The following is a 24,052-nucleotide window of genomic DNA, read 5'->3' as shown; positions in this document are numbered from 1 at the left end:
GCACTTTGCGCAACGTAGTGCACAATTGCACTTCATGAGCGAAAGTGCAAAGACCACGCCCGGCCTGCGCGAGCTGCGCATGCGCCGCACGCGTCGCGATCTCTGCCACCGCGCTCGCCAGCTCACGATCGAACGCGGGCTCGCCGGGTTCACGGTCGACGAACTCTGCGCCGACGTCGGCATCTCGCGACGCACGTTCTTCAACTACTTCGCCGGCAAGGAGGCCGCCGTCGTCGGCCACGACGCCGACGGCATCGACGAGGAGGCGCTCGCCGCCTTCGTCCGCGGCGACGACGACGCGCCGACGCTGCTCGACGCCCTCGCCGAGCTCGCGATCGCCACCGTCGCGGCGTGGGAGGAGGGCCACGAGGCCATCGATCCCCACGCGCTCGTGGAGCGCGAACCCCGCCTGCTGCCCCACTTGATCGGCGCAGGGCGCCAGCTCGAGGCCCGCGTCGTCGCCGCGATCGAGGAACGCGAGGGCCTGCAGCCGGGCGACCCGGTCGCCCGCACCGCGGCCGTCGTCATGGGCGCCCTCGTCGGCAGCGCCGGGCACCGGTTCTTCGACGATCCCGGGAGCCGGCGCGAGGACTTCGCGGCGTTGCTCCGAGAATCGGTGGCCGCGACCCGCGCGGCCTGCGCACCGGCATCCGCCACACCGGCATCCGCCACACCGGCAACCGCCCCACCGGCATCCGCCCGCCTCTGACCCCTCGACGCGACCGCACCCCGACCCGGTCGACCCGGCCGGTTCACCCCGGAGCCAAGCTCCGCCCCCCATCCGTCGACCGCTCCCCGAATCCCCCACCGTTCATCACCGACCGACCGCCCCGACCCCGGAAGCCCCTCATGACCACTGCACGAACCGCCCCGCCCGGCGGCCCCCTCGTCCTCACCCAGCGCAGGATCTGGATCATCTTCTCGGCGCTCATCGCCGGCATGCTGCTCTCGAGCCTCGACCAGACCATCGTCTCGACCGCGATGCCGACCATCGTCGGCGAGCTCGGCGGCGTCGAGTACCAGGCGTGGATCACCACCGCCTACCTGCTCGCGACGACCATCGTCATGCCGATCTACGGCAAGTTCGGCGACGTGCTCGGGCGGCGCAACCTGTTCCTCATCGCGATCGCGCTGTTCACCGTGGCCTCCGTCGGCGCCGCGTTCGCTCCGACCTTCTGGGCCTTCGTCGCGTTCCGCGCCATGCAGGGCCTCGGCGGCGGCGGGCTCATGATCCTGTCGCAGGCGATCATCGCCGACATCGTGCCCGCCTCGGAGCGCGGCAAGTACATGGGCCCGCTCGGCGCGATCTTCGGCCTCTCGGCCGTCGCAGGCCCCCTGCTCGGCGGCTACTTCGTCGATCACCTCACGTGGCAGTGGGCGTTCTACATCAACATCCCGATCGGCATCGCGGCGTTCGCGATCGCCTGGTTCACGCTCACGCTGCCGAGCAAGAAGGCCGAGAAGAAGGTCGACGTGCTCGGCGTCATGCTGCTCTCGGCCGCCACGGTCTGCCTCATCTTCTTCACCGACTTCGGCGGCAGCGCCGACCACGGCTGGGGCGCGATCGAAACGTGGGCGTGGGGTCTCGGACTGCTCGCCGCGGCATCCGCCTTCGTGTTCGCCGAAGCCCGCGCGGAAGACCCGATCATCCCGCTCTCGCTGTTCAAGAACCCGGTCTTCATCAACGCGACCGCGATCGGCTTCACGCTCGGCATCGGCATGTTCTCGGCCATCGCGTTCGTGCCGACGTTCCTGCAGATGTCGTCTGGCGCCTCGGCGACGGCCTCGGGCCTGCTGATGCTGCCGATGATGGCGGGCATGATGGGCACCTCGATCTGGTCGGGCATCGCGATCTCGAAGTCGGGCCGCTACCGCGCCTACCCGATCGCGGGCACCGTCGTCACCGCGCTGGCCATGTTCGCCATGACCACGCTGTCGGCCGACACCCCGATCTGGCTGATCTGCGTCTACCTGTTCGTGTTCGGCGCGGGCCTCGGCCTCATCATGCAGGTCGTCGTGCTCGTGGTGCAGAACGCAGTTCCCGCCACCCAGGTGGGCACCGCGACCAGCACGAACAACTACTTCCGCGAGGTGGGCGCCTCGCTCGGCGTCGCGATCTTCGGCGCGATGTTCACGACCCGCCTGTCGGAGAACCTCACGAAGATCTTCACGGATGCCGGGGCGAGCGCCGCGCAGGCGGGCGACGCCATGTCGACGCTCGACCCGCAGCGGCTGTCGGAGCTGCCCGACCCCGTGCGCGACTCGATCGTGACCGCGTACGCCGACTCGCTCGCGCCCGTGTTCTGGTATCTCATCCCGTTCATCGCGGCGGCCTTCGTGCTCGCGCTGTTCCTCAAGCAGATCCCGCTCTCCGACCAGGCCGGCATGGTCGCCCGCGGCGAGGCGATCACGGGCGAAGAGGCGGATGCCGCTGAGCTGGCCCTGCGCGACGGCGCGACCGTCGTGACGGGCCCGGCCGACGACGGCGACCAGGTCTCGACAGCTACCGGTTCGACGCCCGCCCAGCGCTGACGACCGGGCCGACAGTTCCGGGGGTGCGCCTCGACACGGGCGCACCCCCGGTCGCTCCCGCCCGCCGGCCCGGTCGGCCGGTCACGGCCGGCCGATCACGGACCCTCACCAGCCCGGACTCAGCCCGATCGTCCTACGCTGGGATGCGGCATCCGCTCACGCCGGAATCACGACGGGCATCACCCGCGGGACGTGCGCGGGGTGACCTCGAGAGGCGCGAATGAACCCGTACGAACACCGGCCATGGCTCGAGCACTACGCCGACGGCGTGCCTCCCGAGATCGACGAGCCGACGCAGACGCTCGTCGACATGATCGACGATGCGGTGCGCCGCTTCCGCCGTCGTACCGCGCTCGAGTTCTTCGGCGCCGAGACGACCTACCGCGACCTCGGCGCGCAGATCGCCTCTGCCGCAGAGGGGCTGCGCCGGCTCGGCGTGCAGGCGGGCGACCGGGTCGCACTCGTGATGCCGAACTGCCCGCAGCACGTGGCCGCGTTCTACGCCGTGCTGCGGCTCGGCGCGATCGTCGTCGAGCACAACCCGCTCTACACGCCGCCAGAACTGCGGCACCAGTTCGAGGATCACGGCGCGCGCGTCGCGATCGTGTGGAACTCCGTGGCCGACACGGTCGCCGAGTTCCCGAGCGACATCCGCCCCGAGCACATCGTCGCCGTCGACCTCACCCGGGCGCTCCCCCTCGGCAAGCGCCTGGCCCTGCGGCTGCCCGTTCCCGCCGCGCGGCGATCGCGCCGCGCCCTCACGACGACGCCGAAGGCCCGCGGGCTCGTCGACTGGCGACGGCTGGCCGACGGCCGAGCGCTCGCCAAGCGGCATCCGCGGCCCTCGCTCGACGACACCTCCGTGCTGCAGTACACGAGCGGCACGACCGGCCGGCCGAAGGGCGCGGTGCTCAGCCACCGCAACCTGCGGGCGAACGCCATGCAGGGTCGCGCCTGGGTGCCCGGCCTCGTCGAGGGCGAGGAGGTGTTCTCCGGCGTGCTGCCGCTGTTCCACGCCTACGGCCTCACGCTCTGCCTCACGACGCCGATGAGCATCGGCGCACGGCTCGTGCTGTTCCCGAAGTTCGACGCGAAGATGGTGCTCGACGCGGCCAGGCACTCGCCGCCCACGTTCCTGCCGGCAGTCCCGCCGATCTACGACCAACTCGTGCGCGCCGCCGAACGACGCCCCGAGGCGCTCGCGAGCATCCGCTTCGCCATCTCGGGCGCGATGAGCCTGCCGATCGCGACCGTAGACCGCTGGGAGAGCGCCACCGGCGGCCTGCTCGTCGAGGGCTACGGCATGACCGAGAGCTCGCCGATCACGCTCGGCAACCCCATGGGCCCCACCCGGCGCCCCGGCACGGTCGGGGTGCCGTTCCCGAGCACCGAGATCCGCGTCGTCGACCCCGACGACCCCGAGGTCGACCGCCCGGCCGGCGAGACCGGCGAGCTGCTCGTGCGCGGGCCGCAGGTGTTCCAGGGCTACTGGCGCAGGCCGGCCGAGACCGCCGAGACGCTGCTGCCCGGCGGCTGGCTGCGCACCGGCGACATCGTGCACGTCTCCGACGACGGCTTCGTCACGATCGTCGACCGCCGCAAGGAGCTCATCATCACCGGCGGGTTCAACGTGTCGCCCTCCGAGGTCGAGGCCGCCCTGCTCGCCCACCCCGACGTGCGCGGCGCTGCCGTCGTCGGCCTCCCGCGGCCCGACGGCGGCGAGACGGTCGCGGCGGGCGTGGAGCTCCGCGAGGGCGCCGTGTTCGACGAGACCGCGCTCAGGGACTTCTGCCGCACCCACCTCACGCCCTACAAGGTGCCGCGACGCGTCGACGAGTTCGACGAGCTGCCGCGATCGCTCATCGGCAAGGTGCTGCGCCGCGAGGTGCGCGACACGATGCTCGAGTCCGAGTAGCGCCGACAGGGCGTCCGGCCGCCGTAGTGCCCCTCCCCCTCCGTTCGGGAGCCGTAGTGCCGCAGTGCCGCTCCCCTCTGTTCGGGAGGAGAATCGCGCGAAGGGAGGACGATTTCTCGCGCAGCATCCTCCCGTCGCGCGAATCTCCTCCGGAACGCTGGCTCGCGCAGAAGTGCGCGCGCTGACGTGCGGACGCCGGGTGCGGATGCCGGGTGCGGGTGCGTGGATGCGCCCCGCCTAGAGCAGGCGGCGGGCGTTCGCCCAGGCGGTGAGCTCGTGCCGGCTCGAGAGCTGGAGCTTGCGGAGCACGGCCGAGACGTGCGACTCGACGGTCTTCGTCGAGATGAACAGCCCGGCCGCGACCTCCTTGTAGGCGTAGCCGCGCGCGATGAGGCGCATGACCTCCTGCTCGCGCGCCGACAGGCGATCGAGCTCGTCGCTCGCGGCGGCGGTCTCGCCGACGGCCGCGCCGAACGCGTCGAGCACGAACCCCGCGAGCTTGGGCGAGAACACGGCGTCGCCGCTCGCGACGGCGTGCACCGCGCGGCTCACGTCGGCACCCGACGAGCCCTTGGTGATGTACCCGCGGGCGCCGGCGCGGATGACGCCGACGACGTCTTCGGCCTTGTCCGAGACGCTGAGCGCCAGGAACCGGGTGTTGGGCAGCGCGGGCCCGGCGCGGCGGATCACCTCGGCCCCGCCGCTCGACCCTGCGGGCACGCCGACCCCGGGCAGGTGCACGTCGAGGAGCACGACGTCGGGCGCGGCATCCGTCACCGCCCGCACGGCCGACTCGACGTCGTGCGCCTCGCCGACGACGTCGATCGAGGTGTCGAGGTCGGCCTTCAGGCCCGACCGGAAGATCGAGTGGTCGTCGACGACGACGACCCGAACGGATGTCTCAGCCACGCGTGTGCTCCGATCCGATGTTCGCGATGCCCGCGATGCCGCCGGCGCCGCCGGCCCGCTCGGCGGGGAACCGCAGCCGCACCTCGGTGCCGACGCCGCCGGCACCACGGCGCACCTCGGCGGAGCCGCCCGCGCGGCGCATTCGCCCGAGGATCGACTGCCGCACCCCGAGCCGGTCGGTCGGCACGTCGCCGAGCGCGAACCCGGGGCCGCGGTCGCGCACGAACACCTCGACGGCGTCGGGCGATCCCTCGACGTAGACCGAGACCTCGCCGCCCGCGTGGCGCGCGGCGTTGAGCATCGCCTCGCGCGCGGCCGCGGCGAGCTCCCCGCTCGCGCGCTCGCCCGACGAGCCGACGGCGACGACGTCGACCGTCACGGGGTACTCGATCTCGAGCGCGGCCGCGAAGTCGCGGAGGTCGGTGCCGAGGTCGCTGTCGGGCGGCGCCTCGCCGTCGAACAGCCAGTCGCGGAGCTCGCGCTCCTGGGCACGGGCGATGCGGGCGACCTCGCTCGTGGCGCCCGCACGGTTCTGGATGAGCGCGAGCGTCTGCAGCACCGAGTCGTGCAGGTGCGCGGCGATCTCGCTGCGCTGCTCCTCGCGGATGCGCTTCGTGCGTTCCTCGGTGAGGTCGCGCCACGCGGTCACGAGCGTCGGCGCGTAGACGAGGCCGATGCCGAGCACCGCGGCGAGCGCGACGAGGAACGTCGGCGCGGGGAACCACTGCGCGGTCTCGCCGAACACGAGCGCCACGGCCGTCACGAGCAGCACGCCCGTCGCGACGAGTCGGATGGTGAGCTCGTGCCTGGGCCCGCGCTCGGGCTCGGGCCGGTCGATGAAGCTCGCCCACGCCGCGGCGGCGACCGCGAGCACGATGCCGGCGAGCACGATCCCGAGCCACCAGCCCGGCCCCGTTCCGCCGATGGCCGGCCCGAGCACGCGTCCGCTCAGGAACCACGCGAACACGAGCACGACCCCCGACGCCACGACGAGCAGCCACGCGACCGGCGCACTGCGCGTCGGGCGCGCGTCGCCCGGTTCCCACGGCGTCAGCGCCCAGAGCCAGAGGTAGAGCAGGATGCCGGCGCCTGCGGCGAGGCTCGCCACCGCGAAGGCCAGGCGCACGACGAGCACGGGCCACCCGAGGTGCGCGGCGAGCCCCGCCGCGACGCCCGTGGCGACGCAGGCGCGCGGGCGCGACATCCTCGGTTCCATGCCTGCAATCCAAGCAGACGGGTGCCGTGCCCGAGCCGTCCCGGAGCCTCGCTCAGGGTCGAATCAGGGACTCACCCCATGGCGGGGCCGTGCGCCCGACTGCCAGCCTTGAGGCATGGAGACGAACCAGACCGCCCCGCCCACCGACCCAGCGCCGGACGGCGCGCAGGGGGATTCCGCGCAGGCCGGACCGTCGGCTGCCGGGGCGGTCGGTTCGACTCCTGCGCCCGAGCCCGCCCCCGACGCCACGGGCCCCGGCTTCTACGCCTGGCTCCGCCGCCTCGGGCTGCCGCGCCGTGCGGGCTGGCTCGGCGGTGTCTGCGCGGGCATCGGCGCGCGCCTCGGCATCGACCCGATCATCGTGCGCGGCATCGTCGTCGTGGTCGCCGTGCTCGGCGCCCCGCTCGTGCTGCTGTACGCGATCGCCTGGCTGCTGCTGCCCGACACCGAGGGGCGCATCCACCTCGAGCGCCTGACGCGCGGCATCGTCGACCCCGCGGTCGTCGGCATCGCGGTCATGGCCGTGCTCGGGCTCGTCCCGCTCGTGCAGGGCGGCTGGCTCGGCTGGCAGTGGTGGGGCGACTGGCCGTACATCGCCGACCCGATCTTCGGGTTCAACCTCACCGTGCCGCTGCGCATCATCTGGACCGTGCTCGTCGTCGGCGGCATCGTCGCGCTCGTCATCTGGCTCGCGAAGCGGTCCTCCCAGAACTCCCCGAACACCCAGAACCCCCCGGCCGGCGGTGCCGGTGCGCGAACGGCTTCCGCAGCCGGCGCCACGGCCGGGGCCCCGACGTTCGGCGACACCCGCGCGTCGGGTGCGGATGCGGCATCCGCCCAGTCGACGGATGCCGCGTCCGGCCCTTCGGGCGATGCAGGCGCCGCGGCTGTCGCCGCGGGCATCGGGGCAGCTGACGCGACCGCAACCGCCGAGGCGCCCGTCACCGGCGCAGCCGGCACGGCCGAAGCCGACCCCGCCGACCCCGCCGACCCCGCCGACCCGAGCGCCGAACCGCCCGTGCCCGCCATGGGCGCCGATGCCGCGGCCATCGCGGAGTGGCGCGAGCAGCACGAGGCCTGGCGCGTCGCGCACACCGAGTGGAAGACGGGTCAGGACCAGGCCATGCGCGCCGCGAAGGCGCAGGCCGCTGCCGAGAACCGCGAGCAGGCGCGTGCGCTCGCCGCTCAGGCCGACGCGGCGCGGGCCGCCCGTCGCCGCAGCCGTCCCCGCGCGAGCGCCGCGTTCGTGTGGACCGTGCTCGGCCTCGCCCTCATCGGCGGTGCGGGCGTCGCGCTCTGGGCACTCGGAGACGCGGAGTCCGCCGCCTTCGCGGTGCCCATCGCGCTCGCCGTCGCGACCCTCGTGCTGGCACTCGGCATGATCGTCGCGGCCCTCCGCCGCCGTCGCAGCGGTGCGCTCGCGTTCTTCACGACGGTGTCGACGCTGGCGATGCTCGTCGGTGTCGGCGGGGCCTCGTTCGGGCAGGACGGCACGCTCATCGCCCCGAACACGAGCATCGAACTCTCCGAGTCGCAACGGCTCGTGCAGCCGATCGGCGACGCCTACGTCAGCGCCTTCCCGCTCGGCGACGCCGAGACACCGAACGTCGAGCTCGTGCAGGGCGTCGGCGACGCATGGATCAACGTGCAGGGCGGGGCCACGCTGCTGCTCGACGCGAGCGAGGCCGGCGACCTCGACGTCTTCGTCTTCGACGCCGACGGCGGGGGCACGGCCAACCCGCAGCTCGGCGGGCTCGACCGCAACGCGATCGTGCTCGACGAGAACGGCGTGCGGGCGCTCAGGTCGGGCGAGCGCGTCGACGCCCGTCTCGAACTCAGCCAGCGCTCCGGCGACGTCCACATCCAGATCATGGAATGAGCGAACACATGACCGACCACATCGAACAGCCCGGCACTCCCGACGACACCGAGGTGCTGCCCTCCGCGGCACCCGCGGCAGCGTCCGCGACCGCGCCGACCACCGGCCCCTCCGCGACCGGTGCTTCCACCGCCGTGCCCACCACCGGCCCCACCGCCGTCATCGACACGGATGCCCCGGACTCGCGCTTCACGCCCCCGGCCGACCCCGCGGCATCCGTCGCCGACTCGGTGTACGCGGCGTCGGCAGCCTCGGCAGCCTCGGCGGCAGCGGCACCGGCGGCACCGGCAGCGTCCGCTGCGTCGGCGGCACCTGCCCCGCGTCCGACCATCCGCTGGGGCGCGCTCGTCTGGGCGCTCGTCTTCGGCGGCACGGCGGCGCTCACGCTGTGGATCCTCGTCGACCCCTCGCGCCGCGCCGAGGCGACCGCCTGGATGGTCGAGCTCAGCCCGCTCGCCGCGTCGCTCTACGCGCTCATCGGAGTCGGCGTCGTCGTGGCGCTCTTCGGGCTCGTCGGGCTCATCCGCCGCGGCGAGCGCGCCCGCACCCGAGCCGCGCGTGATGCCGGTGCCGCCCCGACCGACGCCGCAACGGCCGTGCGCCCGCCCGTGCACCACGGCGCCCGCCGGGCCTGACCCGCCCCACCGGCCTCACCCGGCCCCGCCGGCCTCACCCGGCCCCACCGGCCTGACCCGGCCCCACTGACCCGCCCCCACCGGGGCGACACGCCCGCCCACCCACGTCGAGGGGCCGCGTTCTGCGCGAATGCCGAGTGCATTCCCGCACGACGTGGCCCCTCGTGCGCGTCCGACGGCGTGTCGGAGGCGGGCAGGGGCAGGGGCGCCTGGATGCCGGGTCGTGCAGCCGGCAGGTGCGCGTGCCCGCGCTACAGCGTGAGGCCCACGACGACGGGTTCGGGGTGCAGCAGGATGCCGAACTCGGACTGCACGCGGCTGCGCACGAACCGGGCGAGCTCGGCGACCTCGTCTGCCGTCGCTCCCCCGCGGTTCGTCAACGCCAGCGTGTGCTTCGACGAGATCGCCGCACGCGAACCCGGCAGGGCGAATCCTCGCCCGATGCCGGAGCGCTCGATGAGCCACGCCGCCGACAGCTTCACGGCCGGTCGGGCCGACGCGGCATCCGTCGACCGGTCGGATGCCTCGAGCGAGGCCTGGTGCGCGAGGAACTGCTCGAGCGGCGACTCGTCGAGCGCGGTCTCGATGGGCACGACCTCGTCGGCCGGCTCGGGCTCGACGTACCAGCGGGGCGCGTCACCCGGAAGGGACCGCGCGACGTGCTCGCCGACGATGGGGTTGGTGAAGAAGGATCCGGCGCTCGCGGAGTCGCGGTCGTCGGGGTCGAGCACCATGCCCTTCGAGGCGCGCAGGGCGAGCACGCTCTCGCGCACGCGCGCGATCGGCACGCGGTCGCCGAGATCGACGTGCAGCGCGCCGGCAAGCTGCGCGTACGCGACCGGCCGGCCGAGCGCCTCGCCGAGCACCGCCCGCTCGGCGGCGGTGTCGTGCAGCGCGAGCTCGACCGACACGACGATGCCCGAGAGGCCCTGCTTCAGCACCGATGTGCGGTAGCCCAGCGCGAGCTCCGACGCGCGCATGCGGCGGGGCTCCGAGGCGCCCTCGTCGAGGAACTCGATCGCGACGAGGGTCGACTCGAGCTCCTGGCCGTAGGCCCCGATGTTCTGCACGGGGGCGGCGCCGACGCATCCGGGGATGCCAGAGAGCGCCTCGATGCCCGAGTATCCGCGCTCGACGGTCCAGGCGACGAGGTCGTCCCAGACCTCGCCGGCCTGCACGCGCACGTGCACGGTCGCCGCGTCGGCCCCGGCAGCGGCGACCTCGCCGTCGCTCGGCCCGGCCGCGGCATCCGGAGCGCCCGCGGCATCCGCCCCGCCCCTTGCGCTGGGAGCCGGGAGCACTTCGATGCCCTTCGTCGCGATGCGGATGACCGTGCCGTCGAAGCCCTCGTCGCCGACGAGGAGGTTCGAGCCGCCGCCGAGCGCCATCCACGGTTCGACGTCGCTCCACGCGGTCTCGGCGGCGTCGACGAGGTCGCGCTGCGTCGTGACGGTGACGAGCCTGCGGATGGGGCCGCCGACGCCGAGCGTCGTGAGGTCGGCGAACGTCGGCGCGGGCGTGTCGCGGGCCTCGTCGGAGCCGGCGTGCGCGTCGGGCTGGGTCATGTCGCTGCCGGTCACGTCAGCCGAGGACGACGCGCACCTGCGCCTTGCCGAGCACGGTCGCGCCGTCGTACGAGACGGTGAGATCGACGCGGGCCGTGCGCGCCTCGGCGTCGAGCTGGCCGACCTTCGCGCTCACGGTCACGACGGCGCCGGTCTCGGGGTCGACGACCACCGGTCGCGTGAAGCGCACCTGGTAGTCGACCACGCGGCCGGGGTCGCCCGCCCAGTCGACGACGGGCTGCACCGCGAGACCCATGGTGAGCATGCCGTGCGCGAGCACGCCGGGCAGACCGACCGAGGCGGCGACGTCGTCGCGGTAGTGGATGGGGTTGAAGTCGCCCGACGCGCCGGCGTAGCGCACGAGCGAGTCGCGCGCGAGGTCGAACGAGCGCTCGGCCACGACGTCGCCCACGGTGAGGTCTTCGAAGACGGGGGTCGTCACTGCGGCGGCCATCACTCGTCGCCTCGCACCACGAGCGTCGAGATCGCGGTCACCACGTGCTCGCCCACGGCATCGGTCACGGTCGTCTCGGCGGTGACCATCGAGTGGGCGCCGAGCGTCTTGACGCTCGCGACCGTGAGCTGCGCGGTGAGCAGGTCACCAGCGACGATGGGCCGCGTCGACGTGAAGCGCTGGTCGCCGTGCACGACGCGCGAGAAGTCGATGCCGGCGTCGGGCTCGGCGAGCAGCTGCGCGAGCGTGTGCTCCTGCACGACCACCGCGAACGTGGGCGGCGCGACGACGTCGGAGTAGCCCGCGGCCTGCGCCGCAGCGGGGTCGAGGTTGATCGGATGCGTCGCGAAGACGGCGCGCGCGAACTCGCGCACCTTCTCGCGACCGACGAGGTACGGCTCGGCCGGCGGGAAGACCCGCCCCTGCAGCTCGGGGTTCACTGGCACCCCGACAGTCTATTCGGGCGCGGCGGCAGCCCCTCGAGCCGATTCATCTCGCCGAACGGTCGCAGATGGCGACATCCCGCACCTCGAAGTCGCCATCTGCGACCGTTCGGCTGCTTCCGGGATCGGGCGAGCGGATGCCGCGGCCGGGCGTCTGCCGTGCGTGGGCCTGCCTCCGGGGCGCCGAAATGCCAGAACTTGCCGCATCGGGATCGCTCGAGGCGGCAAGTTGTGTCATCTGGTTCGGATGCGGAGCGGCGTGCCCGGGCGCTCGCCTCAGATGGCGAGCCAGCCCCAGGTGAGGCCGAAGATCGCGACGACGGCTCCACCGAAGGCGACGCCGAGCACGACGAAGTCGGCGGCGCCCGAGATGCGCGGGCGCCCGTTCTCGCGGCGGGCCACGAAGTAGAGCACGGTCGCGGGCGCCTGCACGATGAGCGAGATGAGCAGCAGCTCGAGGCCGGCGCCGAGCAGCAGGAAGACCACGTAGGCCGTGGCGAGCACCCCGATCACGAGTTCGGCGTTGCGCGAGCGGCGCGCCGCGGCATCCGTTCCGTACCCGTCGCGACGGATCGCGATCTTCAGCAGGAAGCCCGCCGCGAACAGGAGCGGCACGAGGGCGAGGGCGCTTGTGAGGTCGAGCGCGAAGCCGAACGCGTCGGCCGAGAAGGACGAGACGACGAGCACGGCCTGGGCGAAGATCGTCGACCAGAGCAGGGCGGTCGTCGGCACGTCGCGCGAGCTCATGGTCGCGAAGACGCGGGGGAAGTCGCCGTCGCGCGCGGCCGTGAAGACGACCTCGGCGGCCATGAGGGTCCAGGCGAGGTAGGCGCCGAGCACCGCGACGATGAGTCCCACGCTGACGAGCACGGCGCCCCATCCGCCGACGGCCGCCTCGAGCACGCCGGCCATCGACGGCTCGCGGAGCGCTGCGATCTCGTCGGCCGGCAGCACGCCGTACGACACGATCGTGACCGACGCGAAGACCGCGAGCACCGAGAGGAAGCCGAGCACGGTGGCCCTGCCGACATCCGCCCGCCGTCTCGCGTGCCGGGAGTACACGCTCGCGCCCTCGACGCCGAGGAACGCGAAGACCGTGACGAGCATGGTGCCGCGCACCTGGTCGAAGAGCGGGCCCGCGTCGGCGCCGCCGAGCAGGTTCGCGGCGAACACCTCGGGGTCGAGCACGGTCAGCGAGATGACGATGAACACGACGATCGGCACGAGCTTGGCGACCGTGACGATGCGGTTCACGGCGGCCGCCTCCCGCACGCCACGGCGCACGAGCAGGAACGTCACCCAGAGTCCCGCGGTCGCGCCCAGCATCGCGACCACGGTGTCGCCGTCGCCGAGCGCGGGCAGCCACGCCCCGAGCGTCGACATGATGAGCACCCAGTACGTGACGTTGCCGACGCACGCGCTCGCCCAGTAGCCGAACGCCGAGAAGAAGCCGAGCAGGTCGCCGAACCCCGTCTTCGCGTACGAGTACACGCCCGCGTCGAGGTGCGGCTTGCGGTTCGCGAGCGCCTGGAACGCGAAGGCGAGCATGAGCATGCCCGTGCCGGCGATGGTCCACGCGATGAGCGCGCCGACGACGCCCGTGTTCGCGGCGAACTGGCCCGGCAGCGAGAACACGCCTGCGCCGACCATCGAGCCGACGACGACCGCGGTCAGGCTGCCGACGCCGAGGTGCACCGTCATCGGCTGCGCGTTCGCGTTCGCGTTCGCACCCGTGTTCGTGCCGGTCACGGCATCCCCCTTCGCGCGTCGCGCGGATCCCCTGCGCCGACGCTACACCGCGGGCGGCACGCTGCGACGACGTTCTGCCGCTGGGCGGCGGTTCACGGGGCCACTGCGAGAGGCGTGGCCCGGTGAAAGGGCGTCACGAGCGGATGCCGCGGGCGGGCGTCACGAGCGGATGCCGCGGCGCTGGTCAGTCGGTGTGGCGGGCGAGGCGTCCGCGCAGGGAGTCGATCGTGAGCTCGAGTCCGAGCTCGAACGCGGCGTCGGAGCGCTCGACGCCGTGCGGTGCGTCGTGGAGCAGACGGCCGAGCGTCTCGGTCTGCTCGCCCGGCTGCCAGACGTCGTCGGGCGAGGCGAGGTCGAGGCCCATGCCGATCGCGAAGGCGTCGAGGATGGCGACGATGCCGAGCACCTCCCGGTCGGGGAACCCGGCCAGGCGCAGGCGGGTGGCGAGCTGGTCGTAGCTCGCGATGACGTAGGGGTCGGTGATCGTCTTGCCGACGATGAGCGGCACGAGGTTGGGGTGCTCGGCGTACATGCGACGCTGTGCGCGCATCGTCTCCGCGACGGCCTCGTGCCAGGGCCGGGCGAGGTCGGTGAGGACGTCGTCGGCGGTGCCCGCCTCACGGGCGATGCGGCCGCGCATGAGCTCGATGATGCCGTCGCGCCCGTCGACGTGGTTGTAGAGCGACGAGGCCGTGACGCCGAGCCTGCGTGCGAGCGCGTTGACGCCGAACGGCTCGCCCGAGTCGACGAGTTCGAGGGCGGCATCAGCGATGCGATCGACCGAGAGCAGCGGCACCTTGGGCCTGGCCATGTTCGCCTCCTCCATCGGATGTCGCGGGGCTCCGGCGAGCGGATGTCGCGGGTCGGTCGGGTGCCGAATGTCCCGGATCAGGGTATCCCCCTTCCCCGACCGCACCTCGATGTGCATAATAAACGAACACCATTCGTTGAAGCCGTCGACACCCCGGCGAACCCTTCGACGCCCCCTGTCCCGTTCGGGCCCGACGACGTGCCCCCTCCCCCATCGGAGAACCCCATGACCGCTCTCGACCTCGGCGCGCGCGTTCCCCTGCGCCTGCCCACCGCGACCGCCACGTTCACCATCGGCATCGCCGGATACCTCGGCGTCAACCTCTCGCCGTACATGATCACCGCACTGCAGGGCGCCCTCGGCAGCGACGTGCTCACCGCGAGCTGGATCGTCACCGGCGCCCTGCTCGCCACCGCGATCACCGGCCTCGCGATCGCCCCGCTCTGCGCCGGCCCCCGCCGCCTGCTCGTCGCCCGTGCGGGCCTCGCGCTCGCCGTGCTCGGCTTCGGCGCGGCCGCGCTCATCCCCGCACCCGGCGTCGTCGTCATCGGCCTGCTGCTCGGCGGCGTCGGCGCGGGCGGCGCGGTCGCCGCCTCTGGCGCCGCGATCGCCGCCTTCACCAACCCCGACCGGGTCGCCGGCTTCAACGGCCTCGCCAACCGCGCGATCGTGACCGTGATCCTCGCCGTCGTGCCGCTCATCGGCCTCGCACCCATCGACGTGTTCGGCGCGCTCGCGATCTTCGCGGTGGTCGCGCTGCTCGTGAGCGGCTGGCTGCCCGCGGCCCCCGTCGCCGACCCGAACGCCGCGGCCGCCGTCGCCGAGGCCGTGCCGCTCGAGGTGCCCGAGACCGCCGCCGTGCCGGCGCTCGAGGCCCGCGCCGCGGCATCCGCCCGCTCCGGCTCGCGCGACCGTCTCACGACCATCGCGGGCTTCGTGCTGCTCGCGACGTTCGCCCTCTGGGCCGTGAGCGAGGACTCGCTCTGGGCCATGGCCGGCGTCATGGGCGCCGAGCAGGCCGCACTCACCCCCGAGGGGCTCGGCCTGGCCCTGAGCGGCGCCACCGCCGGCGGCCTGGTCGGCTCGATCCTGCTCATGGTCGTCGGCAACCGACTCGGCCGCGCCGTGCCACTCGTCGTGCTGCTCGTGCTCGGCGGCGCGCTCAAGATCGTCGAGGGATATGTCGCCGACCCGACCATGTTCATCGTCGTCTTCATCGCCTGGAACACGATCTACGCCATCGCGTTCATGTACTTCGTCTCGACCTCGGCCGCGCTCGACGTCGACGGTCGCTGGTCGGGTCCGCTGCTCGCCGTCTACCTCGTGGGTTCGGCGCTCACGCCCGTCATCGGCGCCGCACTCGTCGAGGTCTTCGGCTACCAGGGCTTCGCGATCGTGCTCGGCATCGCGAGCTTCGTGCTCGCCGTGCCCGCCGCCTTCGCCGCGCACGTGTCGACCCTGCACGAACGGGCCGAGCACGCCGCGGCCGGAGTGGCGACCGCCGCTGCGCCCGCCGCCACCACCGACCCCGAGGAGGTCCGCGCATGACCGGCACGGTCTACCGCAACGCCCGTGTCTTCACCGCCGAGCCGGCCGAGCCCTGGGCCGAGGCGATCGTCGTCGACGACGACTGGCTCGCCTTCGTCGGCACGCTCGACGGGGCGCTCGGCGCGGCTGGGCCCGACGCCGAGATCGTCGACCTCGGCGGGCGGCTGGTGCTCCCCGGCTTCACCGACGCGCACACGCACCTCGTCATGATGGGCGACGCCCTCGGACGCGTGGGCCTCACCGACGCGCGCACGCTCGACGAGATCCGGGCGCGGCTCCGGGCCGCGCGCGCCGCCGCACCCGAGGCTCCGCGCGTGCTCGGCCGGGGCTGGCTGTTCGACTCGGTGCCTGGCGGGGCCCCGACCGCCGCCATGCTCGACGCCGCCGTCGCCGACGTGCCTGTGTACCTCGACGCCAACGACTACCACTCCTGCTGGGTCAACTCCGCGGCGCTCGCCGAGCTCGGCATCACGCGCGACACCCCCGACCCCATCGGCGGGCGCATCAGCCGCGACGCCGACGGCGAGCCCGACGGCATGCTCTACGAGACGGCGGCCCAGCAGTTCGTCTGGGAGCACCTCGCAGCGGAGACCACCGACGCCGACCGCGACGCGGCCGTCGAGCGCACGATCGAGGCCTACCTCGCCACCGGCGTCACGGGCGTGGTCGACATGGCGTTCGACGAGCTCGGGCTCGCGGCGTTCCGACGGGCGATCGAGCGCCGGGGCGGCTCGCTGCCGATCCGCGTCGCGGCCCACTGGTTCGTAGCCAACACCGGCGATGCCGAGCAGAACCTCGCGCAGGTCGCGCACGCCGCATCGCTCGCCGCCGAGACGGCCGCCGCGCCCGAAGCGCCCTGGCTGCGCATCGTGGGCATCAAGCTCGTGCTCGACGGCGTGATCGACGCGTGCACGGCCGCCATGCGGCATCCGTACGCGAACGGGTCGAACGCCGAGCCGATCTGGCCGCTCGACGCGCTGAAGCCCGTGGTCGCGGCGGCCGACGCCGCCGGGCTCCAGGTCGCCCAGCACGCGATCGGCGACTACGCGTCGGAGATCGCGCTCGACGCGATCGAGCACGCGCACGCCGTGAACGGCGACCTGCCCCGCCGCCACCGCATCGAGCACCTCGAGTACGCGGCGCCCGGAACGGCCGAGCGGATGTCGCGCCTCGGCGTCACCGCGTCGATGCAGCCCGTGCACGCCGACCCCGCGATCTTCGACAACTGGGTCGCGATGCTCGGCGACGAGCGCGTGGAGCGGGCGTTCGCGTGGCCCGAGTACCGCGAGGCGGGCGCGCTCCTCGCCTTCTCGACCGACGCGCCAACCGCACCCCACGAGGCGCTGCACAACATGTACGTCGCCGCGACGAGGAGGTCGGCGCTCGACCCGTCGTACCCGCCCGCACTGCCCGGATTCGCACTGCCCCTCGCCGAGGCCATCGGGCACGCGACCCGCGACGCAGCCGCCTCGTGCGGCGACGGCGACGACCGCGGTCGCCTCGCGACCGGGCTCGCGGCGGACTTCGCGGTGCTCGACGTCGACCCGTTCGCCGAGGGCGACGAGTCGCTGCTCACGGCGAAGGTCGTGCAGACCGTCGTCGCGGGGGCGATCGTGTTCGAGGCGCCGGCGAGCGTCGTCGAAGACGTCGACGCCGCCTGACGCCGCCTGAGCGTCGGGCGCTGTCGGGCACTGTCGGGCGCTGTCGGGCGCATCGTTCGGTCGCTCCTGGTCGCATCCGCGCCTTCGGAACGACCACGGATGACCGAACGATGCGGGGCCGGCGCGGCACGGGGAGCGCTGCCCATGGTCGGGGCGGCGGTCGCTGCCTAGCGTGGAACGCGCAGGCAACGACGACGGAAGGCATCCATGAACTCCCCAGAACTTGCACGACCTCCGCGACGCACGGGTCGTGGACTCCTCGGAGGGCTCGCCGCCCTCGCGATGACCGTCGGCCTCGCGGCCGTCGGCACGCCGGCCGCGAATGCCGCGGGAGCGGCCGCCGACACGGGCTCGATCACGGGCGTCGTGACCGGCGAGGCCGGCGCACCCCTGCAGGGGGTGTTCGTGCAGCTGTTCCACTGCGACCCCGAATTCGACCCCACCGTGCAGGCGGACTGCTGGACGCTGCTGTGGGGCGAAGGGCAGAGCGCCAAGACCGGCGCCGACGGCATGTTCGGCATCGACGGGCTCGTGCCCGGCACGTACCGCGCGTCGATCGCCCCGCAGGCCGAGACCGCGCAGTACGTGCGCGAGTACTGGGACGGGGTCGAGGCACTCGAGGCCGCGACCGACATCGAGGTCGTGGCGGGCGGTGCCGCGTCGATCGCGCCCTCGCTCGAGGTCGGCGCGACCGTCTCGGGCACCGTCGTCGATGACGCGGGTGCGCCCGTGGCCGGCGGCTACGTCTACGCCTACCTCTCGAACGACCTGAACAGCACCCGCGGCGGCGCGTCGGTGGCAGCCGACGGCACCTACTCGATCACCGGCCTGCCGGCCGGAAAGTACGTGCTGAAGGCCGGGCCCGGCTGGGGCGCCGAGACCGACCTCGTCGACGAGTACTGGCAGGACGTCTACACGTCCGACGCTGCGACGCGCGTCGACCTCGCGAGCGCCGCGGCCTTCACCGCCGACTTCGTGCTGAACGCCGGCGCCGCGATCGAGGGCACGGTCACCTCCGACGGTGCCCCCGTCGAGGGCGTCGAGGTGTCGGCGTCCTCCGCCGGCACGTCCGACCGGTGGGTCGAGACCGTGACCGCCACGACGGCGGCCGACGGCACCTACCGCCTCGCGGGCCTCGAGCAGGCCGACTACGTCGTGAGCTTCTCCGACTTCGACGGAGACCTCGGCCAGCAGTACTGGCAGGGCGTCGCCGACCGCACGTCGGCGACCGCGCTCACGGTCGCACCCGGCGACGTCGTCGCCGACATCGACGCCGAGCTCACGGCCGGCGGTTCGCTCTCGGGCGTGCTCACCGAGAACCCCGACGGCGACGCCGTGCCCTCGGCATCGGGCTACTTCGACGTGCTCCGCGAGAACCCCGCAGGTGAATGGGAGCGCGTGACCTCCGCCCGTTCCGACGCCGACGGCGCCTACCGGGTCTCGGGCCTCGCGCCCGGCGAGTACACGGTGCTCACGTACGGCTCGTCGAGCGCGCAGTGGGCGTCGACCTACTTCGGCGGCGGCTACTACCCCGAGGATGCCACGGCCGTCGCCGTGACCGCCTCGACCGAGTCCGGCGACGTCGACGTCGAGACCCGCCCCGGCGTCTCGATCCGCGGCACGATCACCGACGAGCACGGCGGCGCGGCGCCCGATGCCCGCCTCGTGATCCTCTACGAGCGCACGCCCGGCAACTGGGTCGAACCGCCGGCCCACGGCGGTGCCGGCGACGACATCTCCTACGCCGCCGGCGGCATGCCGCCCGGGAACTACGTCGTGAGGTTCGAGGACCGCGGCGTCTCGACGGAGCAGCCCTACGTCACCCAGTACTGGCAGAACGCCGCGACGCAGGCCGAGGCGACCGTGCTCGAGGCGCCGAACGGCGGCACCTTCGAGGGCGTCTCCGCCGTGATGACCCGCACCTCTGCCGAGCCCGAGCCGGAGCCCGCTCCCGTGCCCACGATCGCGGGCGTCGCCCAGGTCGACCAGGCGCTCACCGCCGACGCGGGCGACTGGGGCGCCGACGCGGCGCTCTCGTACCGCTGGCTCGCCGACGGCGAGGCCGTCGAGGGCGCCACTGCCGCCGAGTACACCCCGGCCGACGCCGAGTCCGGCGCGGCGATCAGCGTCGAGGTCACCGGCATCCGCCCGGGCGAGGCGGCGCTCACCGCGACCTCCGAGCCGACCGCTGCACTGCTCCCCCGCTTCGCCGACGTCACGGGCACGGGCGGCCACACCGCCAACGTGCGCTGGGCCGGAGCCGAGGGCGTCATCGACGGCGTGCGGGGCGACGACGGCATCGTGCGCTTCGACGCGAAGACCGCCGCGACCCGCGCGACGCTCGCCGTCGCGCTCTACCGGCTCGCCGGGTCGCCCGAGTTCGCGCTGCCCGCGAAGCCGACGTTCCGCGACGTGCCCGCCGACCACGCGGCCTACGCTGCGATCGAGTGGATGAAGCTCGAGGGCATCACCGCGGCGACCGGGACGTTCGGCCCGAACGCGGCGCTCAAGCGCCAGGAGGCCGCCGCGTTCCTGTACCGCGCGGCCGACGCGGCCTTCACCGCGCCGGCGAAGGCGACCTTCACCGACGTGCCGAAGGGCTCGACGTACTTCACGTCGATCGAGTGGTTCGCGGCCGAGCGCATCACGGGCGTGACAGGCAGTTTCCGCCCGACCGCGACCGTGACGCGCGAGGAGCTCGCGACCTTCCTCAAGCGGTGGGACGCACTGGCGGACTGACGCAGGCGCAGACGGCAGACGCACTCGCCGACAGCACGAAGCCCCCTCCCGGTGTCGCGGGAGGGGGCTTCGCGTCTGTCCGCAGACGCCGGCGGCGGATGCCGACGACGTCGCCGGCCGCAGCCGCCGGCGTCTGCCGACGACCTACTGGTCGGCGACCGCCCGCGACAGCGTCTCGCCGCGGAAGAACGCCGGACGCTTGCGCCACTGCCAGAGCATCACGACGACACCGCCGACGAGCACGACCATGCCGAGCACGAACACGAGCCCGACGCCGCCGATGTTCGACCCGCTGCCGTACTCGGGGTCCATCGAGTCGATGAGCGTGGTGAAGAACAGCACCGCGAGGATCACGCCGCCGATGAGCGGGGCGAGGAGCGTGTAGATGACGTTCCGCACAGACTTCCACCACACCTTGCGGAAGAACCACACGCACGCGAACGCCGTGATGCCGTAGTAGAAGCAGATCATCATGCCGAGTGCGGTGATGGTGTCCCACAGCACGTTCTCGCTGAGCAGGCGCATCACGGTGTAGAACACCGAGGCGACGATGGCCGAGACGACGGTCGCGTAGCCCGGTGTGAAGAAGCGCGGGCTGACGCTCGCGAACTTCTCGGGCAGCGCCCCGTAGTGGCCCATGGCGAGCAGCGTGCGGGCGGGCGAGACGAACGTCGACTGCAGGCTCGACGCCGAGCTGGTGAGCACGGCGAGCGAGACGAGCACCGCGAGCGGTCCGAGGATCGGCCCTGCGAGGTGGAAGAAGACGTTGTCCTGGATGTCCTCGTTGCCGAGGCCGTACTCGCCGGTGCCGACGCCCGCGAAGGCGATGAGCGAGACCGAGATGAGCAGGTAGAGCACCACGATCGTGACGACCGTGATGGTCGCCGCGCGGCCAGGGGTCTTGTCGGAGCCCTTGGTCTCCTCGTTCATCGTGAGCGTGACGTCCCAGCCCCAGAAGATGAAGATCGAGAGCGACAGGCCGGCGGCGAAGGCCGAGAACGAGTCGACGGCGAACGGGTTGAACCACGACAGCTCGATGGGCGTCGCGTCGAAGGCGTTGCCGTTCGCGACCTCGACGAGGGCCGCGACCGAGAACAGCACGAGCACGGCGACCTGGAACCCGACGAGCCAGTACTGCAGCTTCTGGGTGGTCTGCATGTCGCGGTACGAGATCCACGTCGCGCCCAGCATGAAGAGCAGGCACACGGCGACGTTGATGAAGGGGTTCGTCGAGAGCGCGGCGATGTCGGGGTTGCCCGAGATCTGCGAGATCAGCAGGAACAGGAAGTCCACGGCGATGCCCGCGAGGTTCGAGAGCACGAGGATCGTCGCCGCGATCAGGCCCCACCCCGCCATCCAGCCCACCCACGGGCCGAACGCTCGCGTCGCCCACGTGAACGACGTGCCGGAATCGGGCATCCGCTTGTTGAGCTCGCGATAGCCGAGCGCGACGAGCAGCATCGGGATGAACCCGACGAGGATGATGGCCGGCACCTGCACGCCCACCTCCGACACGGTCGGGCCGAGCGCGGCGGTCAGCGTGTAGGCGGGGGCGATGCAGCTGATGCCGATGACGATCGCGCCGATGAGGCCGACCGATCCGGCCGACAGGCCCTTCTTCGAGATGCCGCCCTGCTCGGGCGCGTCGACGGCGGTCGCCGACGTCAGGGGCGCGCCCGAGGCGGGCTCTGAGGAGTGGTTGGTCATGATGCGGCCTTCGGAGCGTGGGCGCGGGGCCCGGTGGAGCGCGGCACCACGATCATCGGCACCGGGAGTTCGCGAAGCATCTTCGATGCCGTCGAACCGAGGAACAGGTGGCTCGGCTTCGCGAGCCGGCTCGAGGCGACGAGCACGAGCTCCCCCTCGTGCCAGTCGAGGCTGCGCACGGCCTCCTCGATCGTGTCGCCGGTCGCGACCTCGGCGGTCGCCCTGGTGCCGGCGGGCAGCGCCTGCCTCGCCGCCGCGAGCACCTCGTCGGCGTGCGCCTCGCTCGTGAGCTCGGCGAGGCCCTCGTCCATGCCGGCGGGCAGGTCGATCGGCACGAGCGAGAGCAGGCGGAGCGGCGCGCGAAGCGACTTCGTGAGGCGCACGGCGGCGTCGAGCAGCACGCCCGCGCCCGGTCGCGTGCCGAGGGCCGCGGTGATGCGGGTGACGCCGACGGATGCCGCGAGCTCGCGGGAACCGGAGGGCGCGAGCGCGACCGGCACGTCGGAGGAGTGCAGCAGCTCGTTGGCGACCGACCCGATGCGCGAACGCCCGAGGATGCCGCCGCGGGCCGCGCCGACGACGATGAGCGACGCGCCGAACTCGTGCGCCGCGGCGATCAGGCCCTCGGCGAACGACTCGGCGTAGCGCACGTGCAGCGACTGCGCGACGTCGCCGTCGAGCCCGGCCGACGCCTCGGACAGCCACTCGCGCGAGCGCGCCTTGAGGTGCCGCTCGTAGCCGACGTCGGAGGGCACGGTGCTCGAGCGGGCCTCGCTCGGCAGCACCATCACGACGTCGAGCAGCGCCTCGCTCGCCGTGGCGAGCCGCGTCGCGAGCGCGAGCGCATCGGCGCCGCTCTCGTTGGCGGTGTAGCCGACGACGATGCGCCGGGCGACGTCGGGCGACGACGCTGCCGCGTCCATCAGCCGGCCGCCAGGATCTCCGCCGCGACCTCGCGGCCCACGCGGATCGCGCCGTCGACGTGCTGGTAGCCCTTGCCCGCCATGTCGCTGCACGAGAAGTGGATGGGGCCGACGGGCGCACGCAGGTCGGAGCCGTAGCGCGCGAGGCCGCCCATGTCGAAGCTCGCCGCGTACGCGCCGCGGGTCCACTCCTCGGAGCCCCAGTCGGACTCGTAGTAGACGACCGGGTTCTTCGTCTGCTCGCCGTAGTAGTGCGACATCGACTCGAGGATCTTCGCCTTCCGCTCCCCGGCCGAGAGCGTGAAGACGCCGTCGGCCTCCTCGTCGGAGACGAAGCCGACGAGCGTGCCGCGCGGGTCGTCGTGGTTGGAGTTGTCGTAGGCCTCGTGCACGAGCTCGTAGGGGCTGAAGGCCGTGCCGCTCAGCCCGTCGGCACGCCAGAACGGGGTCTCGTAGACGGCGTGCACCTTGATGACGAAGCCCATCGAGAGGTGCTGGTGCAGCTGGTGCTGGCGGCGCGGCAGCGGCGGCTCGTACGAGATGCGGCTGATGAGCACGGGCGGCACGGCGACGATCACGTGCTTCGCGTGCACCTCGAGCGACTCGGTCACGGCGACGACGCCGGCGGCCGGGTTCTCGGGGGTCCAGCGGATGGTGCGCACGGGCTGGCCGAGGCGCACGGCGTCGCCGAGCTTCGCGGCGAGGCCGAGCGGCACCTGCTGCAGGCCGCCGACGACGCGCTTGTCGAGGATGAAGTCGGCGTCGACGAGGTTCGAGAACGAGCCGGCCGAGGCGGCCATGAGCAGCGCCTGCAGCGCCGAGAACGCGTGCGCGGGCTTGGTGAGCATGGCACCGGCGATGAACATGCCGATGTTGAGCTTCGCCTCCTCGTCGTCGGTCTGGGTGCCGAGCCACTCGGCGAAGCTGACCTCGTCGAGCTCCTTCGCGCGCGGGTGCGCCCAGGGCGCGTCGGGGTCGATCTCGGCGACGAGCTGGTCGAGCTTCTCGATGAGGCCGAGGATCTCGCCCTCGGTCTTCGCGGGCACCGGGAAGATCTCGCCCTCGAACAGGCGGCGCTCGCCCGTCTCGCTGATGTAGACGTTCTCGCCCTCGCGGTAGCGCGAGTAGGTATCGAGGCCGAGGTCGGCGATCGTCTCGATGAGGGCGTCCTGGTCGGGCGAGACCCACTGGCCGCCGATCTCGAGCATCGCGCCGTCGATGTCGTCGGTCCAGAGGCGCCCGCCGATGCGGTCGCGCGCCTCGAGCACGACGACGGTCCTGCCGGCGTCCTTCAGCCTGTTCGCGGCGGTGAGGCCCGAGGCCCCCGCTCCGACGATGACGACGTCGCAGTCGATGCGTTCCATGG

The 24,052-nt window shown here is 72.9% G+C and carries 18 protein-coding genes; 8 read left to right on the top strand and 10 right to left on the bottom strand.

The genetic code is table 11. From position 1 onward, the window contains the following. Positions 1 to 34 precede the first annotated feature (34 nt). The 3 genes from ACFVS8_RS09305 to ACFVS8_RS09295 all read left to right on the top strand — a co-directional run bounded on the left by ACFVS8_RS09305 (position 35) and on the right by ACFVS8_RS09295 (position 4,447). Positions 35 to 709 carry a TetR/AcrR family transcriptional regulator gene (locus tag ACFVS8_RS09305; protein WP_387060659.1) on the top strand — a complete coding sequence of 225 codons (675 nt, stop codon included), beginning with the start codon at positions 35 to 37 and terminating at the stop codon, positions 707 to 709. Between the two features lie 140 nt (positions 710 to 849). Next, positions 850 to 2,532, top strand: a complete 1,683-nt coding sequence (locus ACFVS8_RS09300) for an MDR family MFS transporter (RefSeq protein WP_387060656.1) — start codon at positions 850 to 852, stop codon at positions 2,530 to 2,532. A 220-nt stretch (positions 2,533 to 2,752) separates the two neighbouring features. Beyond that, a complete protein-coding gene (locus ACFVS8_RS09295) occupies positions 2,753 to 4,447 on the top strand; it encodes a long-chain-fatty-acid--CoA ligase (protein WP_387060654.1) in 1,695 nt (564 codons plus the stop codon). Between the two features lie 237 nt (positions 4,448 to 4,684). Here ACFVS8_RS09295 and ACFVS8_RS09290 read toward each other — a convergent pair whose 3' ends face one another. Next, positions 4,685 to 5,356: a LuxR C-terminal-related transcriptional regulator gene (locus tag ACFVS8_RS09290; protein WP_387060651.1), complete on the bottom strand. Its 672-nt coding sequence runs from the start codon at positions 5,354 to 5,356 to the stop codon at positions 4,685 to 4,687. After that, positions 5,349 to 6,572, bottom strand: a complete 1,224-nt coding sequence (locus ACFVS8_RS09285) for a PspC domain-containing protein (RefSeq protein WP_387060648.1) — start codon at positions 6,570 to 6,572, stop codon at positions 5,349 to 5,351. Before ACFVS8_RS09285 ends, ACFVS8_RS09290 begins: the two co-directional genes overlap by 8 nt. A 115-nt stretch (positions 6,573 to 6,687) precedes the next feature. On the opposite strand from ACFVS8_RS09285, the gene ACFVS8_RS09280 reads away from it, so the two are divergent. Both ACFVS8_RS09280 and ACFVS8_RS09275 read left to right on the top strand, forming a co-directional pair. Next, positions 6,688 to 8,451 carry a PspC domain-containing protein gene (locus ACFVS8_RS09280; RefSeq protein WP_387060645.1) on the top strand — a complete coding sequence of 588 codons (1,764 nt, stop codon included), beginning with the start codon at positions 6,688 to 6,690 and terminating at the stop codon, positions 8,449 to 8,451. An 8-nt stretch (positions 8,452 to 8,459) separates the two neighbouring features. Then, on the top strand, positions 8,460 to 9,086 hold the full coding sequence (locus ACFVS8_RS09275; protein ID WP_387060642.1) for a hypothetical protein: 627 nt from the start codon (positions 8,460 to 8,462) through the stop codon (positions 9,084 to 9,086). A 251-nt stretch (positions 9,087 to 9,337) separates the two neighbouring features. Here the strand turns inward: ACFVS8_RS09275 and ACFVS8_RS09270 are convergent, their stop codons facing one another. From ACFVS8_RS09270 to ACFVS8_RS09250, 5 genes are all read right to left on the bottom strand, one after another. Continuing rightward, positions 9,338 to 10,651: a UDP-N-acetylmuramate dehydrogenase gene (locus ACFVS8_RS09270; protein WP_387061205.1), complete on the bottom strand. Its 1,314-nt coding sequence runs from the start codon at positions 10,649 to 10,651 to the stop codon at positions 9,338 to 9,340. A gap of 16 nt (positions 10,652 to 10,667) precedes the next feature. Then, complete coding sequence (locus ACFVS8_RS09265) at positions 10,668 to 11,105, bottom strand: MaoC family dehydratase (RefSeq protein WP_387060639.1); 438 nt, start codon at positions 11,103 to 11,105, stop codon at positions 10,668 to 10,670. Continuing rightward, the gene (locus tag ACFVS8_RS09260) at positions 11,105 to 11,551 is read right to left on the bottom strand and encodes a MaoC family dehydratase N-terminal domain-containing protein (RefSeq protein WP_387060636.1); all 447 of its coding nucleotides are present in this window, start codon (positions 11,549 to 11,551) and stop codon (positions 11,105 to 11,107) included. Before ACFVS8_RS09260 ends, ACFVS8_RS09265 begins: the two co-directional genes overlap by 1 nt. 273 nt (positions 11,552 to 11,824) lie before the next feature. After that, complete coding sequence (locus tag ACFVS8_RS09255; protein WP_387060633.1) at positions 11,825 to 13,297, bottom strand: basic amino acid/polyamine antiporter; 1,473 nt, start codon at positions 13,295 to 13,297, stop codon at positions 11,825 to 11,827. A 184-nt stretch (positions 13,298 to 13,481) separates the two neighbouring features. After that, positions 13,482 to 14,108: a TetR/AcrR family transcriptional regulator gene (locus ACFVS8_RS09250; RefSeq protein ID WP_387060630.1), complete on the bottom strand. Its 627-nt coding sequence runs from the start codon at positions 14,106 to 14,108 to the stop codon at positions 13,482 to 13,484. 225 nt (positions 14,109 to 14,333) lie between these two features. On the opposite strand from ACFVS8_RS09250, the gene ACFVS8_RS09245 reads away from it, so the two are divergent. The 3 genes from ACFVS8_RS09245 (at position 14,334) to ACFVS8_RS09235 (ending at position 20,056) form a co-directional block, all read left to right on the top strand. Then, on the top strand, positions 14,334 to 15,656 hold the full coding sequence (locus tag ACFVS8_RS09245) for an MFS transporter (protein WP_387060627.1): 1,323 nt from the start codon (positions 14,334 to 14,336) through the stop codon (positions 15,654 to 15,656). Continuing rightward, positions 15,653 to 17,317, top strand: a complete 1,665-nt coding sequence (locus ACFVS8_RS09240; protein ID WP_387060625.1) for an amidohydrolase — start codon at positions 15,653 to 15,655, stop codon at positions 17,315 to 17,317. The genes ACFVS8_RS09245 and ACFVS8_RS09240 overlap by 4 nt, the downstream gene beginning before the upstream one ends. A 207-nt stretch (positions 17,318 to 17,524) precedes the next feature. Further along, complete coding sequence (locus tag ACFVS8_RS09235) at positions 17,525 to 20,056, top strand: carboxypeptidase regulatory-like domain-containing protein (protein WP_387060622.1); 2,532 nt, start codon at positions 17,525 to 17,527, stop codon at positions 20,054 to 20,056. A 144-nt stretch (positions 20,057 to 20,200) separates the two neighbouring features. Here ACFVS8_RS09235 and ACFVS8_RS09230 read toward each other — a convergent pair whose 3' ends face one another. The 3 genes from ACFVS8_RS09230 to ACFVS8_RS09220 are packed head-to-tail and all read right to left on the bottom strand — an operon-like array spanning position 20,201 to position 24,050. Further along, entirely contained in the window at positions 20,201 to 21,763 is a 1,563-nt protein-coding gene (locus ACFVS8_RS09230) for an APC family permease (RefSeq protein ID WP_387060619.1), read from the bottom strand. After that, complete coding sequence (locus ACFVS8_RS09225) at positions 21,760 to 22,686, bottom strand: universal stress protein (RefSeq protein ID WP_387060616.1); 927 nt, start codon at positions 22,684 to 22,686, stop codon at positions 21,760 to 21,762. Before ACFVS8_RS09225 ends, ACFVS8_RS09230 begins: the two co-directional genes overlap by 4 nt. Then, complete coding sequence (locus ACFVS8_RS09220; RefSeq protein ID WP_387060613.1) at positions 22,686 to 24,050, bottom strand: flavin monoamine oxidase family protein; 1,365 nt, start codon at positions 24,048 to 24,050, stop codon at positions 22,686 to 22,688. Before ACFVS8_RS09220 ends, ACFVS8_RS09225 begins: the two co-directional genes overlap by 1 nt. Between the last annotated feature and the right edge of the window lie 2 nt (positions 24,051 to 24,052).

This window comes from Agromyces sp. NPDC058110, assembly GCF_042884735.1.
Taxonomy (GTDB): Bacteria; Actinomycetota; Actinomycetes; order Actinomycetales; family Microbacteriaceae; genus Agromyces.
The sequence above is the reverse complement of the archived record's forward strand: the minus strand, read 5'-3'. Positions and strand labels throughout refer to the sequence as shown.

Coding starts and splice junctions, on each gene's coding strand:
- ACFVS8_RS09245 (WP_387060627.1), top strand. CDS start 14,334: ATGACCGCTCTCGACCTCGGCGCGCGCGTTCCCCTGCGCCTGCCCACC.
- ACFVS8_RS09305 (WP_387060659.1), top strand. CDS start 35: ATGAGCGAAAGTGCAAAGACCACGCCCGGCCTGCGCGAGCTGCGCATG.
- ACFVS8_RS09300 (WP_387060656.1), top strand. CDS start 850: ATGACCACTGCACGAACCGCCCCGCCCGGCGGCCCCCTCGTCCTCACC.
- ACFVS8_RS09285 (WP_387060648.1), bottom strand. CDS start 6,572: ATGGAACCGAGGATGTCGCGCCCGCGCGCCTGCGTCGCCACGGGCGTC.
- ACFVS8_RS09250 (WP_387060630.1), bottom strand. CDS start 14,108: ATGGCCAGGCCCAAGGTGCCGCTGCTCTCGGTCGATCGCATCGCTGAT.
- ACFVS8_RS09270 (WP_387061205.1), bottom strand. CDS start 10,651: ATGACCCAGCCCGACGCGCACGCCGGCTCCGACGAGGCCCGCGACACG.
- ACFVS8_RS09230 (WP_387060619.1), bottom strand. CDS start 21,763: ATGACCAACCACTCCTCAGAGCCCGCCTCGGGCGCGCCCCTGACGTCG.
- ACFVS8_RS09220 (WP_387060613.1), bottom strand. CDS start 24,050: ATGGAACGCATCGACTGCGACGTCGTCATCGTCGGAGCGGGGGCCTCG.
- ACFVS8_RS09240 (WP_387060625.1), top strand. CDS start 15,653: ATGACCGGCACGGTCTACCGCAACGCCCGTGTCTTCACCGCCGAGCCG.
- ACFVS8_RS09295 (WP_387060654.1), top strand. CDS start 2,753: ATGAACCCGTACGAACACCGGCCATGGCTCGAGCACTACGCCGACGGC.
- ACFVS8_RS09280 (WP_387060645.1), top strand. CDS start 6,688: ATGGAGACGAACCAGACCGCCCCGCCCACCGACCCAGCGCCGGACGGC.
- ACFVS8_RS09275 (WP_387060642.1), top strand. CDS start 8,460: ATGACCGACCACATCGAACAGCCCGGCACTCCCGACGACACCGAGGTG.
- ACFVS8_RS09235 (WP_387060622.1), top strand. CDS start 17,525: ATGAACTCCCCAGAACTTGCACGACCTCCGCGACGCACGGGTCGTGGA.
- ACFVS8_RS09225 (WP_387060616.1), bottom strand. CDS start 22,686: ATGGACGCGGCAGCGTCGTCGCCCGACGTCGCCCGGCGCATCGTCGTC.
- ACFVS8_RS09265 (WP_387060639.1), bottom strand. CDS start 11,105: ATGGCCGCCGCAGTGACGACCCCCGTCTTCGAAGACCTCACCGTGGGC.